At 63.7% G+C, this 13434-nt stretch carries 12 protein-coding genes; 5 read left to right on the top strand and 7 right to left on the bottom strand.

The window, feature by feature from the left end; translation table 11 throughout:
• Positions 1-44: 44 nt before the first annotated feature.
• The gene (locus H0241_RS20665) at positions 45-1283 is read right to left on the bottom strand and encodes an ABC transporter substrate-binding protein (RefSeq protein WP_181059611.1); all 1239 of its coding nucleotides are present in this window, start codon (positions 1281-1283) and stop codon (positions 45-47) included.
• A 395-nt stretch (positions 1284-1678) separates the two neighbouring features.
• Between H0241_RS20665 and H0241_RS20670 the strand changes: the two genes are divergently transcribed.
• On the top strand, positions 1679-2722 hold the full coding sequence (locus H0241_RS20670; protein ID WP_181059613.1) for a LacI family transcriptional regulator: 1044 nt from the start codon (positions 1679-1681) through the stop codon (positions 2720-2722).
• Between the two features lie 34 nt (positions 2723-2756).
• On the opposite strand, the gene gndA is transcribed toward H0241_RS20670, so the two are convergent.
• On the bottom strand, positions 2757-4184 hold the full coding sequence (gndA, locus tag H0241_RS20675; RefSeq protein ID WP_181059615.1) for an NADP-dependent phosphogluconate dehydrogenase: 1428 nt from the start codon (positions 4182-4184) through the stop codon (positions 2757-2759).
• A 200-nt stretch (positions 4185-4384) separates the two neighbouring features.
• Between gndA and H0241_RS20680 the strand changes: the two genes are divergently transcribed.
• Positions 4385-4822, top strand: a complete 438-nt coding sequence (locus tag H0241_RS20680) for a VOC family protein (protein ID WP_181059617.1) — start codon at positions 4385-4387, stop codon at positions 4820-4822.
• Positions 4823-4852: 30 nt separating this feature from the next.
• On the opposite strand, the gene H0241_RS20685 is transcribed toward H0241_RS20680, so the two are convergent.
• The 5 genes from H0241_RS20685 to H0241_RS20705 all read right to left on the bottom strand — a co-directional run bounded on the left by H0241_RS20685 (position 4853) and on the right by H0241_RS20705 (position 9107).
• Positions 4853-6532: a copper resistance CopC/CopD family protein gene (locus H0241_RS20685; RefSeq protein ID WP_181059619.1), complete on the bottom strand. Its 1680-nt coding sequence runs from the start codon at positions 6530-6532 to the stop codon at positions 4853-4855.
• Positions 6532-7050: a YcnI family copper-binding membrane protein gene (locus tag H0241_RS20690; protein WP_181059621.1), complete on the bottom strand. Its 519-nt coding sequence runs from the start codon at positions 7048-7050 to the stop codon at positions 6532-6534. The genes H0241_RS20685 and H0241_RS20690 overlap by 1 nt, the downstream gene beginning before the upstream one ends.
• A 35-nt stretch (positions 7051-7085) precedes the next feature.
• Positions 7086-7625 (bottom strand): copper chaperone PCu(A)C, encoded by a 540-nt coding sequence (locus tag H0241_RS20695; RefSeq protein WP_181059622.1) that lies wholly within the window; start codon positions 7623-7625, stop codon positions 7086-7088.
• A gap of 105 nt (positions 7626-7730) precedes the next feature.
• Positions 7731-8087 (bottom strand): DUF2946 family protein, encoded by a 357-nt coding sequence (locus H0241_RS20700; RefSeq protein WP_181059624.1) that lies wholly within the window; start codon positions 8085-8087, stop codon positions 7731-7733.
• 117 nt (positions 8088-8204) lie between these two features.
• Positions 8205-9107 carry a GntR family transcriptional regulator gene (locus H0241_RS20705; protein ID WP_181059626.1) on the bottom strand — a complete coding sequence of 301 codons (903 nt, stop codon included), beginning with the start codon at positions 9105-9107 and terminating at the stop codon, positions 8205-8207.
• Between the two features lie 261 nt (positions 9108-9368).
• Between H0241_RS20705 and H0241_RS20710 the strand changes: the two genes are divergently transcribed.
• The 3 genes from H0241_RS20710 (at position 9369) to H0241_RS20720 (ending at position 13321) form a co-directional block, all read left to right on the top strand.
• A complete protein-coding gene (locus H0241_RS20710; protein WP_181059628.1) occupies positions 9369-10874 on the top strand; it encodes a UxaA family hydrolase in 1506 nt (501 codons plus the stop codon).
• A gap of 152 nt (positions 10875-11026) precedes the next feature.
• Positions 11027-12025, top strand: coding sequence for an aldo/keto reductase (locus H0241_RS20715; RefSeq protein WP_181059630.1), 999 nt, complete (start codon positions 11027-11029; stop codon positions 12023-12025).
• A 303-nt stretch (positions 12026-12328) separates the two neighbouring features.
• Positions 12329-13321 (top strand): ABC transporter substrate-binding protein, encoded by a 993-nt coding sequence (locus H0241_RS20720; RefSeq protein ID WP_181059632.1) that lies wholly within the window; start codon positions 12329-12331, stop codon positions 13319-13321.
• Positions 13322-13434: the final 113 nt, after the last annotated feature.

Genomic DNA, 13434 nt, shown 5'->3' on the forward strand with positions numbered 1-13434 from the left:
CCTGCTTTTGGCAAGGCCGGGAGCGAAGTGGATTGCCTCCAACGTCAGTCTGCCGCCGCGATGAGGTCGGCGAAGCGCTTCTGCGCCTCTTCCACCGTCATGTCCGGCTTGGCGAAGAATTCGGCGAAGAGATCTTCCTTCTGCTTCTGGGTGTCCTGCGACATCAGCTGGTCCGTCCACGGGATGACAGCGCCCTTGGCGAGGATGGCGAGGCCCTTCTTCATGCAGTCATTGGCTGCGTTCAGGTCGACGTCGCCACGCACCGGCAGCGAGCCCTTCTTGAGGTTGAAGGCGACCTGCGTCTTGGGGTCGAGCAGCGTTTCGGCCAGCACCTCCTGCGCCTTGGACTTGTCGGCATCCTTGAGCAGCGGGAAGTAGAAGGCGTCGCCGCCGGTGGCGATCACTTCGTTCAGGCCGAGGCCCGGCAGGCAGGTGTAGTCCTTACCCGCGACCTTGCCGGCAACCTGGAATTCGCCTTGTGCCCAGTCGCCCATGATCTGGCCGCCGGCCTTGCCGGTGATGACCAGATTGGTCGCCTGGTTCCAGTCCTGGACATTGGTGTTCTTGGCCATCTTGCGGGCATCGTCGGCGGCCTTGAACACCTTTGCGATCTCAGGCCCGGCGGCAAACTTGGCGTCCTTGTCCTTGTAGACCTTGAGGAATGCATCGGAGCCGCCGACGGCCGCCAGCAGCACGTCAAAGGCGCCGGAGGACTGCCATGCCTGCCCGCCGACAGCGAGCGGGATGATGCCGGCCTTTTCCAGCGCCGGCGCTGCCGCCACGAACTCATTCCAGTCCTTCGGCATCGGTACGCCGGCCTTGGCGAAGGCCTCGTTCGATAGCCACAGCCACTGCCAGGAATGGATGTTGACCGGCACGCAATAGATCTTGCCGTCGATGATGCAGCTGTCGAGCAGGCTCTTCGGCCGCACGATTTCCGTCCACTTGCCCTTGGTGGCGACGTCGGTGAGGTCGCGCATCAGGCCGGCCTGCACCAGTTCTTCCGCCTGCCGGCCGTGGTTGAACTGGGTGGCGCCCATCGGATCGCCGCCGGTGATGCGGCTGATCATGATCGGCCGCGCGGTGCCGCCGGACCCGGCGATGGCGCCGTCGACCCAGTGATTGCCGGTCGCATCGAAGGCCTTGGCGAGTTCCGCAACCGCCGCCGCCTCGCCGCCCGAGGTCCACCAATGGGTGACTTCAAGGTCAGTCGCGGCTGCCGGGCCGGCAAACTGCAGCGCGGCCGTCGCTGCAAAAGCAGCGGTCAAAAGTTTATAGCGCATTTCGGTTCCTCCCAGAATCTGAAACGTTACAGATTTTCGATACGGCAATTGTGCAGTGCGTGCAACCCCTCCGGTAGACGCGCCTCGATATTTTTTCGAGGCGCGAACAAATTCCTTGCACGCAAGCCGGCAAACTCTGCTTAAAACCGGCTGCTGCGCTGCAAAATTATGCTGCAGTGCAAGAAATCCGCCCCAGGCCTCGTTTTCTCTCGTGGCTTCGGCCGGGACCAAAAAGCCTGCCAGAACCATGGATTGGGCGGTCTGCAGCGGCAATATTGGCAATCTGTAACGTTTCAGTATATTGACGCCTGGCGGGCGAAGAATCGTGCCACATCGTCATCGAAGCGATTGTCGGCCGGTCCGGCGACTGCTATGCGCCTGACGGGGCGGGACGAATGGACAGGGACCAGACGGACAAGGACGACGAGGCGTCGGCGCATGAGCGGCCGACGCTGAAGACGCTTGCCTTCATGACCGGGCTCGGCGTCACCACCGTCTCGCGCGCGTTGAAGGATGCGCCTGAGATCGGCGCCGAGACCAGGCGGCGGGTTCAGCTCGTTGCCAGGCAGATCGGCTACCGGCCGAACCGCGCCGGTGTGCGCCTCAGAACAGGCAAGACCAATGTCATCAGCCTCGTGCTCAACACCGAGCGCGAGATCATGAGCTTTGTCTCCGACATCATCTACGGTGTGTCGGAGGTCATTGCCGACACGCCCTATCACCTGATCGTCACGCCCTATTCGCGCTCGCAGGATCCGCTGGATCCGGTGAAATACCTCGTCGAGTCCGGCTCGGCCGACGGCGTCATCATTTCGCGCACGCAGCCCAATGACCCACGCGCCCGTTACATGCTGGAGCGCGGCATTCCCTTTGCCACGCATGGCCGCACCGATATGGGGCTGGTCCACCCCTATCATGACTTCGACAACTACGCCTTCGCCGCCGAGGCGGTACGCCATCTGGCCGGCATCGGCCGGCGCCGGCTGGCCCTGGTGACACCGCCGGTCGGGCTCACCTATTACGGCCACACGGTGAACGGCTTTGCCGATGCGCTGGGTGAGGTCGGCGCCAGCGAAGTGCCGTTCAACACCGTTTCGATCGACCAGTCGATCGATCAGATCAGGACACGGACCGCGCAGTTGATGCGCCGCGACGTCAGGCCGGACGGGTTCGTCAGCAGCGCCGCCGCGGCAACGCTGGCCATCGTCGCCGGCATCGAGGATGCCGGCCTGAAACTCGGCCGCGACGTCGACGTGGTGTCCAAGCAGTCGTCGGAACTGCTGCATTTGTTCCGCCGGGAGTTGCTGGTCGTCAACGAAGACTTCCGCCTGGCAGGCACCGAGCTTGCCCGCGCCGTGCTGGGCTGGATAGGCGGCGGCGCACCCGGCTCTTTGCAGAGCGTGGTCAAGCCGGGCAACGTCGTCTCGTATAGCGGTTGATTGGCGCGACCTGAGAGGCCTGGCCTCACCGACTCTAGCCAGCCGCGCCGCTGCCCCATGGTCCGTGGAAAGCCCCCTGCTCGCCGATGCGCTCGAAGCCGTGCGCACCGAAGAAATCGCGCTGCGCCTGGATCAGGTTCGAGGTGCCGCGCCCCTGGCGGTAGCTGTCGAAATAGGCGAGTGCCGACGCCAGCGCCGGCACGGGCGAGCCGGCCTCAGACGCTCTTGCGACGATGCGCCGGAGCGACGGATGCGCCTCCTGCATCATGGTAATGAAGGCCGGCGCCATCAAAAGGTTGGTGGCAGCGCCGCCGGAGCCGAAGGCTTCCGCCATCGTGTCGAGCATTTGCGAGCGGATGATGCAGCCGGCGCGCCAGATCTTGGCGATGGTCGGCATCGGCAGGTTCCAGTTGAACTCCTTCGAGGCGCCGCTCATCACCGCGAAACCTTGCGCATAGGCAGCGATCTTGCCGGCGAGCAGCGCCTGTTCCAGATCTTTCAGAAGTGCCGCCTTGTCGCCGGCAATCTTGGTCACGCCGATATTGCCATAGGCCTTTTCGGCTGCCTGGCGCTCATCCTTGATCGACGACAGCACGCGCGCCGCCACCGCCGCCTCGATCGCGGTCGCCGGAATGCCGAGTTGCTGCGCCTCGATGACCGACCATTTGCCGGTGCCCTTCTGGCCGGCACGGTCGAGGATGATGTCAACCACCGGCTTGCCGGTCTTTGGATCATCGGCGGCCAGAACCTCGGCGGTGATCTCGATCAGATACGAATCGAGCCGGCCCTTGTTCCAGTTTTCAAAGACGGCGCCGATCTCCTTCGGCCCCATGCCGAGACCGTCGCGCAATATGCCGTAGATTTCGGCGATCATCTGCATGTCGGCATATTCGATGCCGTTGTGAATGGTCTTCACGAAATGCCCTGCGCCGTCGGTGCCGAGCCATGCAGCGCACGGTTCGTCCTTGAATTTGGCTGAGATCGCGGTGAGCACGCTTTCGACGCGCTTCCAGGATTCTTCGGTGCCACCGACCATGATCGACGGTCCGTGGCGCGCCCCCTCTTCGCCGCCGGATACGCCCATGCCGATGAAGGTGAGGCCCGAGTCCGACAGTTCGGAAAAGCGCCGCATCGTGTCGCGAAAATTGGCGTTGCCGGCATCGATGACGATGTCATTGTCTGACAGCACGCCGCGCAGTGCCTCGATCTGTTCGTCGACCGGCTTGCCGGCCAGCACCATGATGATGATCGGTCGTGGCGGCCGGATAGCTTCGGCAAGTTCCTCCAGGCTGTAGCAGGGCACCACCCTGTCGCGCAGTGCACCGGCGCTTTCGAGGAAGGCGTCGGTGCGTGCCTTGGTGCGGTTGAAGACGGCGATGCGGTGCCCGTGCTCGGCAATGTTGAGCGCCAGGTTGGAACCCATCGTGCCAAGGCCGATCAGGCCGATTTCGGCTTTTTCCATCGTTTCTTCCCTGCTTTCGCATTTTGTTGAGGTCGCGTTTTGCCGGGATGATTGACGGGCCTTTCGGGCCGCGTCAACCGCTTCGCTGAATTGTGACGACCTCGCGCTGTGTGAGATTCAGGTCGGGGCGAGTCGAGAAGCGTCCGTTCGGCGACCAGACGACGCCTTGCCGATTGGACATATGGCGATAGATTGGACATATGGCGCTCAAACGGATGGACAACGTCGGCATCGTCGTCGATGACCTCGAAGAGACGGTTGCGTTCTTTCTTGAGCTCGGCCTCGAGCTCGAAGGGCGGGCCACGATCGAGGGAGAATGGGCCGGACGTGTCACCGGACTGGGCGATCAGCGCGTCGAGATTGCCATGATGCGCACGCCGGACGGCCACAACCGGCTCGAGCTCTCCCGCTTCCTTGCACCGCCTGTCGTCGCGGATCACCGCAACGCCCCGGTCAACGCCCTGGGCTACCTCCGCGTCATGTTCACTGTGGACGACATCGACGAGACGCTTGAAAGGCTCCGCAAGCGCGGCGCGCAGCTCGTAGGCGAAGTCGTCCAGTACAAAAACGTGTATCGGCTCTGCTACATCCGCGGGCCGGAAGGGCATCTCATCGGACTCGCCCAACAGCTCGGCTGAGCGCAGTACGAAGCGAGCATCACCTGAATATCACTCAGAGCGGATATCGATCGGCGCCTCTATCTTCACCAATTCGAAATCAGAGACGAGGATATCGAGCCGCGCCGTCCACCGGCCCGGAACCGGAATGACGAGATTGTCGACCCGCCAGGTGCCGTCGCCCGGCTTGATCGCAGGACGCTTTATCGGCTCGATGCCGGAATCGGGCTTGGACAGCACCAGCGTGACTTCCTTCGCGTCGAGCGGGCCGAAATCGCCGGTCATGATGACGATGGAAGCACTGACCGGCCCGGTGTGGCCGGGGGTGATGTCGAGGTCTGCCATTGCTTTCAGCGTGTGGATGTGGATCGACGCCGGCTGTGCCGCGGCGATTGCCAGCGCCCGCGGCGGCGGCGTGAAGCGCCAGCCGGCGGCAACGCCGAAGATCAGGAGCACGATCAGCATTTCGACCGAGATCGAGCGGGTCAGCCGGCGCCGCACTTCCGTCGCTCCGGCCTCGGCGGAGGCGGTGAGCCGCCAGCGATTGACCGCCGCGAGCGTGAACAGAAACACCAATAGAGCCAGCTTGATCAGCAGCAGCCGGCCATAGGCGGTGTTGGCGAGCGCTGCCGGTGTCTGCACCTGGATGACGGCGAGCACGATGCCGGCGGCGGCAAGCACCGCCACCACAGGCATGATCGTGCGTGAAAACCGCCGCAGGAACGCGCCGGCCTCCACCGACTGGCTGTTCAGCGCCAGGCCGAGCGGCAGCAGCGCCCCGGCCCAGAAGGCGATGCCGGCGCCGTGCAGGAACACCATCGGCCGCGTCAGCCATTGCGGCTCGGCTGCACTGGCATGGCCGCTGGCGGCAAGGGCCGCGCCTACGCCGGCCAGTCCGGCGAGCGCCAGCGGCCTGGCGGACGCGCGCGGCCCGACCAGCGACAAAAGACCAAGCCCGAGCGCCGCCAGCGCGATCAGCACAGTCCAGCCGAAGCTGGTGCCGAGGCCGGTCTGCCATATCACCGGTTGCGCCAGCCGCGCGAGCGGCGCGCCCAGCGCATCCAGCCCCTGGAACCCGAGCGAAAAGGGTGCGGCAACCAGGCCGCACAGGATTGCGGCAATGACAAAGCGCTGGCCCCAGCGCACGCCTTGCGCCAGCCATGTCAGCGCGAAGGCGCCGCCGATACCGAGGAAAAGACCGATGTAGAGAAGAACCTTGCCGGTCCAGATCGCTGACCGCAGATCCATGTCGACGGCGTCCGCCACCGCCGGCGCCGCACTTGGCGCACCGACGGAAAACAGCACCGAGCCGCCGACCGGATGGCCGTCGGCGGAAATCACCCGCCAGCTCAAGACATGCGTGCCCCGCCCGAGCTTTTGCGGATTGTCGATCTCGACCGTCTGGTCGTCGAGGCGAAACGAGGTCAGCGTGACAGGCGTGCCGTCGGGCCGCACCAAGGTCAGTACCAGCGGCGACACCGGCTCGCTGAAGGTCAGCGAAAATTGGCTCGGCGCTCGCGCCAGCACCGCGCCGTCGGCCGGTTCGGCCTTGATCAGCGCCGCATGGGCGATGGCAACGTTCGGAGCGGCAAGGACGGCAAGCAGCACGATCGCGACCAGCAGGCCGAGGCACCTGCCGGTTGTTCGTTTTATCCGCTGGAAATAGGCCACGCTTATGCCACCCACCAAAACAGCGGCGCGCCGCGTCGAAGCAGCGCGCCGCCGATGCATCACTTCTTCGGCAGCAGGTTGAGGCCGGGCGCCGGATCTTCCAGCGCATCCTCATCCTGACCCGCCGCAGGAATCTCTATCCAACGAGTCGTGGCGCCATCGCATTCCTGCACGACTGGAAAATAGAGTTTCTGCCCGGCCGGCAGATCGGCGGCCAGCGTGCCGCGGAAGACGAACTCGTCATAAAATTCATCCGGCAGGCTGCCGCCGCTCCAGTCGACTTCCTTGACGCCCGACGTCACCGCCTCGCCGTAGAGCTGGTAGGATTTCTCGTACTTGCCTTTCTTGACCTGCAGCGTCCAGCCCGGCTTCGGCATCGGCTTCACCGCGATCACCCCTTCCGGGATTTGCACGCGCACGGCAATCGTCGCCTTGCCGTCGCAGCCATGCGGCACCCGCAGCACGGCCTTGTAGGTCGAACCGACCGGCGCTTCCTGGGTTTCGAGCGTGATATGGGCGAAGGCGGCACTTGTCCCCAGGACGAGACATGCAACCGCGGGCAAAAGGTACTTGTTCATGATGGTCTCTCGAAAAATCGGTTGGCAATAATTGGTCAGTCGTTGTCTTCCTGGGGCGGCGCGCTGCCGATGGCTTGCACGGCGAACTCGACGGTCACCGTTCCGGCCTTCTCGAAGGTGAGCGTGGCGGCAAACATCTGGCCCTCTTTAGGCGGCTGCTTCAGATCCATGAACATTATGTGGTAGGCGCCGGGACCCAGCGTGACCTTGCTGCCCGCCGGAATTTCCAGGCCGCCACTGACCGGGCGCATGGTCATGACGCCGTCCTTTACCCCCATTTCATGCAGTTCGGCCTTTGCCGAAATGTCGGAGGCAATCGACAGCAGCCGGTCCGGCGCGCTGCCCTTGTTGACGATGGTGAAATAGCCGCCGGCAACCTTGGCGCCTGCCGGCGTGGCACGCGACCAGGGATGCTCGATCTCGATGTCACCGACCTTGAATTCATGCGCAAGGACGGAATGGGCGCCAACGAACAACAGGGCCAAGGCGAAGACGGCGCTGCCGAGACGCTGCTCGAGTGTGCGCAAGAAAGGGGTGCTGCGGCGCAACGCGGCGACACGAAGAAAACGGGACATGGGTAGGCTCCATGAATACGAGGTCGCGCCGTTGTCCGGCTGCGAACGTGTCTGTCATTGGATGATTATCGCCTGCGCGGGTTACGCGAAGCGAGCGGCAGTTTTTCAGCCCGAAAGCGGCGGCGCGCGCGGATTGGCCGGAGAGCGCTCGCGTGTAAAGTCCAGATGCCTGGCTACCGGAAGCACAAAGGCGAGGGTCTCAAAAGACATGCTGGCCGGCGCTATGCCGGCGCCGGGCGGCGGCGCATAGGCCACGAAAGCCATGCTGCAGCCGAGCATGCAGCATGCCGGCATGTGCTGCTGGTGCGGATCGCCGCCGGGAAGCTGGACCGCCCCCTCATGGGTGCAGATGACGTTGCCGAAAGCGTCGAGCTGCGAGGCATCCGGGGCTACGCCGAAAGCGAACGCGCCGAACGTCGACTGGAGCAGCAACACACAGGCCGCGACAAACGCGGCCGTCATGCTCCATCTCTGGCGCCGGATGTTCAAAACCTGCCTCTTCACACAGCAACAGCAGATGTCTAGCACGCACCACGCAGCCGGAAAATCGCCAAATCATCGCTGCGGCAACGCGGCGCGTCAGGAAATTATGCGGTTGCCGGTTTCGGGGATCGAGGTCAGCAGCGTGTTGCGCGCCGACTTGAGATGCTTGCGGCAGGCGGCGTCGACTTTGCCGAGATCGCGTGATTTCAGCGCCGCGATATAGGCGAGATGCTCAGCCACCGCGACTTCGTTGCGCTCGCGCTCCTGCGCCTTGTTCCACTGGTAGTGGTAGTGGAAGATCATGGCGATGACGTCGTAGAAATCGACGATGAAGCGGTTGTGCGACGCCCGGTGGATCAGCCGGTGAAAGCGCTCGTCGAGCTCCGAGAATTCGTTGAAGCGGGTGGTGATCTCGCTGGCCAGTAGCCGGTGCTCGTCCTCCAGGCGGTCGAGATCGGCCCAGACCGGACTGTCCTGCGGCAAGGCGGCAAACGCCGCCGCCGAGCGTATCTCAAACATCTCGCGGATTTCGGTGAGTTCCAGCGCAAAGGCGCGGGTAAAACCCTTCAGCACCCAGTGGCTGTTGCGCCGCTTCTCGATCAGGCCGAAGCGGGAGAACCGGATCAGGAATTCGCGCACGCTGGTGGTGCCGACGCCGATCTCGCGCGCCAGTTCGAGCTCGTTGATCTGCATGCCGGCCTCGGCGCCGCCGGCGAGCAGCCGGCGCATGAACGAGCGCTCGATGATCTGGGCCAGCGTGTCGGTCTCCTCCTCGGGGAAGAAATCATCCGGCTTCGGCGCCCTGAGCACTGTCTTGCTGCGTTTGTTCCAGGCGATCAGCCCGGTCTCTTCCATGCGCGCCAGGATGGTGCGAACGGTGGTGCGGCTGACGCCGAGCAGAGTTCCCAGCTCCGGCTCAGACGGCAGGCTCTGCGTCTCACCGAGCAGCCGCAGACCCCTGTTGTAAGCGTCCTTGTAGACGTTGTTGCTCTTCGACATCCCTGCCCCGTTGCGCGCCGGCGCTTGCTGTGGCTGGCTTGAAGCGCAATATCACACATGTCCTAGCGCCTGACCCGGCAAAGCAAAACGCTTTCCCGTGTCGGACGCCGCTCCCTACAACCCAGGCGTCCATCGGACGCTTGGTCTCCTCCTGAAAAAACAATTGACGCACAAATGTTTTTTCCCGATAAAAGACATTATATGTAAACAGACGCGTGTCAATCCGCGCATCCCCCCAGGAACAGACCCAGGAAACTGCCCGTGAACGCCTCGAACAGCATTCTTCTGTCTCCCGCCGACAATGTCGCGGTCGCCAATGGCCGCATCGAGATCGGCACCGCTCTGCCCGGCGGCGCCGTCGCCACGGCCTTGATCGAGCCCGGCCACAAGGTGGCGATCAAGCCTATCGCCGCCGGCGAGGCGGTGGTCAAGTATGCACAGGCCATCGGCCGCGCCACGCAGGACATCGCGCCCGGCGACCACGTCCATTCGCACAATCTGGTTTTCGAATCCGGCCGCCTGCCGGTGGTGCCGCCGAGCGAGGCCGAACACGCGACGGAAGCCGATCGCGCCCGCACGTTCATGGGCTACCGTCGCGCCGATGGCCGCGCCGGCACCCGCAACTTCATCGGCATCATCGCCAGCGTCAATTGCTCGGCCACCGTCTGCCATGCCATCGCCGACGAGGCCAACCGCACGTTGCTGCCAAAATATCCGGGGATCGACGGTTTCGTGCCGATCGTCCATGGCCAGGGCTGCGGCATGAGCAGCACCGGCGACGGCATGATGGTGCTGCACCGGACGCTCGCCGGCTACACCCGCCATCCGAATTTCGGCGGCGCGCTGATGGTCGGCCTCGGCTGCGAGGTCAACCAGCTCACTCTCTACGGTCAGAAGGGTGCGGCTGCGGGAAAACGCCACTTCAACATCCAGGATGCCGGCGGGTCGCGCAAATCGGTGGAAAAGGCGATGGGCGTGCTGGCTGAAATCGCCGAGGAAGTGGGCATGTTGCAGCGTGAGCCGATCCCGGTCTCAGAGATCGTCGTCGGCCTGCAATGCGGCGGCTCCGACGGCATGTCGGGCATCACCGCCAATCCAGCACTTGGTGCGGCGGTCGATATCCTGGCCGGCGTCGGCGGCATCGGCATCCTGTCGGAGACGACGGAGATCTATGGCGCCGAGCATCTGCTCGCCTATCGCGCGGCGACGCCGGAGATCGCCAAGAAGCTCGACGGTTTCGTCAAATGGTGGGAGGATCACGTCGCCAAGCACGGCGCCTCGATCGACAACAACCCTTCGCCCGGCAACAAGCGCGGCGGCCTGACCACCATTCTGGAGAAGTCGCTGGGCGCCGTCGCCAAGGGCGGCCAGACGCCGCTCAACGGCGTCTTCGGCTATGCCGAGAAGGTCACCGGCAGCGGCCTGGTGTTCATGGACACGCCCGGCTACGACCCGGTCTCGGCCACCGGTCAGGTGGCGGGTGGCGCCAACATCATCGTCTTCACCACCGGCCGCGGCTCCTGCTTCGGCTGCCGGCCGACGCCGTCGATCAAGGTCGCCACCAACTCGACCATGTACCACCAGATGGAAGAGGACATGGACGTCAATTGCGGCGTCATCGCTTCGGGCGAAAAGACCATCGCCGGCATGGGCCGCGAGCTCTTCGAACTGATCGTCGAGACCGCGTCGGGCCGCAAGACCAAGAGCGAGGCGTTCGGCTACGGCGACAACGAGTTCGTGCCGTGGCACCTCGGCGCGACGCTCTAAACCACTGACGAAAAAACATGGGCTGCAAAAGACGGCCCGCAGAGCAATTTCAGGAAAAGTGTATCGGTTTTCCGTCCGGAATTGCGTCAAAACAAACGAGAGAGCAGTTCGCCGATTCTTGAAACGGTGAAATGCTCTCGGGGAGGCTTTGGATGGACAAGCGCCGCATCGGCACGACTGCGCTCGAGGTCACCGAGATAAGCTTCGGCGGGGCGGCGATCGGCGGGCTCTACCGGGCCTGTCCGCGCGAGGCGGCGATGGAGACGCTGCAGACCGCCTGGGAGGCAGGCCTGCGCTATTTCGACACCGCTCCCTTCTATGGCTTCGGCCTGTCGGAACGGCGGACCGGCGATTTCCTGCGCTACAAGCCGCGCGACTCCTATGTTCTGTCGACCAAGGTCGGACGGCTGTTCCGCCCCGTGCCGGAAGACCAGGTTCCCGATCATTCCTATGTCGACCCGTTGCCTTTCGCGCTCGACTACGACTATTCCTATGACGGCATTATGCGCTCGGTGGAGTTCTCCTACGCCCGGCTCGGGCTAAACCGGATAGACATCCTGTTTGTTCACGACATCGGCACCTACACGCATGGCGTCGAGAAGACGAAACTGCACTTTCGCCAGCTGATGGATGGCGGCCTGAAGGCGCTGGAAGAGCTGAAATCGTCCGGCGTCATTTCCGCCTACGGGCTCGGCGTCAACGAGGTGCAAATCTGCCTCGACGTACTGCGCGAAGCGCCACTCGACTGCATCCTGCTCGCCAGCCGCTACTCGCTGCTCGACCGCTCGGCCGAGGCTGAACTTTTGCCGCTCTGCCGGCAGCGCCAGACCTCGCTGATTATCGGCGGCGTCTTTAATTCCGGCATCCTGGCGACGGGGCCGGTGCATGGCGCGCATTTCGACTATGTGCCGGCGACACCAGACATACTCGAACGCGTCGGCGCGATGGAGAAAATCGCTGATGAGGGCGGCTATCCGCTGGCGGCGGCCGCGTTGCAGTTTCCGCTGCACGAGCCTGTCGTGGCCAGCGTGCTGACCGGCACTGCCAAGCCTGCCAACCTGACACGCAATCTCGACCTGTTCGACGTTAAGGTGCCGCAAACGGAATTCGCCCGCTATGCTCCCTACACCATCGTGCAGAAGCTCGGCTGACGAAACGTCGCGATCACGCCATCCTCAAGAAAGAATGAATATTCCATATTGACTCGATGATGGAATTAATATTCCATAGCCCTCAAGGAGGATCGGGAGCGTCTGGACGTGGCATTGAGGATCGGCATGGAGGCTTCTCCACCGAGCCATGCGCAGGCCGATATGAAACACCGCTTGCGTCGGCCGAACCGATGCACTATCAAAAAGCGGTAACTGTTTTTTATTGATAAAGTTCTGTTTGGGCCACGCCTATCCGAATGGAGCTTCCGTAACCTTCACCGGGCGATCTAGGGAGGATTCCTAATGAAATTCGTGACCAGCATTCTCAACCGCCGCTCACTTGTGGCGCTCGCTGCCGCCTCGATGCTTGCCGGCGCGCTGCACACGGCGCCGGCTTCGGCGGCCGATGTGACCATTCCGATCATCGTCAAGGACACCACGTCCTTCTACTGGCAGATCGTTCTGGCCGGCGCCCGCAAGGCCGGCAAGGATCTCGGCGTCAATGTGCCGGAACTCGGCGCCCAGGCCGAGACCGACGTCAACGGCCAGATTTCGATCCTCGAGAACGCCGTCGCCGGCAACCCGGCCGCCGTCGTCATCGCGCCGACCGAAGCCAAGGCGCTCGGCAAGCCGATCGACGAGGCAGCAAGCAAGGTCAAGGTCATCGGCATCGACTCGGGCGCCGACTCCAAGGCCTTCACCTCGTTCCTGACCACCGACAACGTCCAGGGCGGCCGCGTCGCCGCCGACGGTCTCGCAGCAGCCATCGGCGAGGCGAACGGCGGCAAGGTCGAGGGCAAGGTTGCCCTGATCACCGCGCTTCCCGGCGCCGGCTCGCTCGAGCAGCGCGCGCAGGGTTTCAAGGAACAGCTCAAGGCGAAATATCCGGGCCTTGAACTGGTCGCCGACAAATATGCCGACGGCCAGGCCACGACCGGCCTCAACATCGCGACCGACCTGATCACTGCCAACCCCGACCTGAAGGGCATCTTCGCGTCCAACCTGATCATGGCGCAGGGCGTCGGCCAAGCGATCGCCGAGAACAACCTTGCCGGCAAGGTCGGCCTGATCGGTTTCGACAGCGACGAGAAGCTGATCAAGTTCCTCAATGACGGCGTCATTTCCGGCCTCGTCGTCCAGGACCCGTACCGGATGGGCTATGACGGCATCAAGACCGCGCTCGCCGCCTCGAAGGGCGAGAAGGTCGAAGCCAATGTCGACACCGGCGCCAACCTGGTCACCAAGGCCAACATGAAAGAGCCGAAGATCGACGCGCTGCTCAATCCGAAGCTCTGAGCCCGTCAATCCAAAATCGTTTCCGGGGCCTCGCGCCCCGGAAACATCGGCCGCCGGCACAAACGGCTTGGCAATATACAGGCTTCGGCTAGGCTGATTTTAGAGGCATCCCT

This window comes from Mesorhizobium neociceri (genome assembly GCF_013520985.1).
In the GTDB taxonomy this organism is placed as follows: domain Bacteria; phylum Pseudomonadota; class Alphaproteobacteria; order Rhizobiales; family Rhizobiaceae; genus Mesorhizobium; species Mesorhizobium neociceri.

Excerpts from the sequence above, each read along its gene's own strand:
- H0241_RS20690 (WP_181059621.1), bottom strand. The coding sequence starts at position 7,050 with ATGAACAAGTACCTTTTGCCCGCGGTTGCATGTCTCGTCCTGGGGACA.
- gndA (WP_181059615.1), bottom strand. The coding sequence starts at position 4,184 with ATGGAAAAAGCCGAAATCGGCCTGATCGGCCTTGGCACGATGGGTTCC.
- H0241_RS20705 (WP_181059626.1), bottom strand. The coding sequence starts at position 9,107 with ATGTCGAAGAGCAACAACGTCTACAAGGACGCTTACAACAGGGGTCTG.
- H0241_RS20700 (WP_181059624.1), bottom strand. The coding sequence starts at position 8,087 with ATGACGGCCGCGTTTGTCGCGGCCTGTGTGTTGCTGCTCCAGTCGACG.
- H0241_RS20715 (WP_181059630.1), top strand. The coding sequence starts at position 11,027 with ATGGACAAGCGCCGCATCGGCACGACTGCGCTCGAGGTCACCGAGATA.
- H0241_RS20670 (WP_181059613.1), top strand. The coding sequence starts at position 1,679 with ATGGACAGGGACCAGACGGACAAGGACGACGAGGCGTCGGCGCATGAG.
- H0241_RS20695 (WP_181059622.1), bottom strand. The coding sequence starts at position 7,625 with ATGTCCCGTTTTCTTCGTGTCGCCGCGTTGCGCCGCAGCACCCCTTTC.
- H0241_RS20680 (WP_181059617.1), top strand. The coding sequence starts at position 4,385 with ATGGCGCTCAAACGGATGGACAACGTCGGCATCGTCGTCGATGACCTC.
- H0241_RS20720 (WP_181059632.1), top strand. The coding sequence starts at position 12,329 with ATGAAATTCGTGACCAGCATTCTCAACCGCCGCTCACTTGTGGCGCTC.
- H0241_RS20665 (WP_181059611.1), bottom strand. The coding sequence starts at position 1,283 with ATGCGCTATAAACTTTTGACCGCTGCTTTTGCAGCGACGGCCGCGCTG.
- H0241_RS20685 (WP_181059619.1), bottom strand. The coding sequence starts at position 6,532 with ATGCATCGGCGGCGCGCTGCTTCGACGCGGCGCGCCGCTGTTTTGGTG.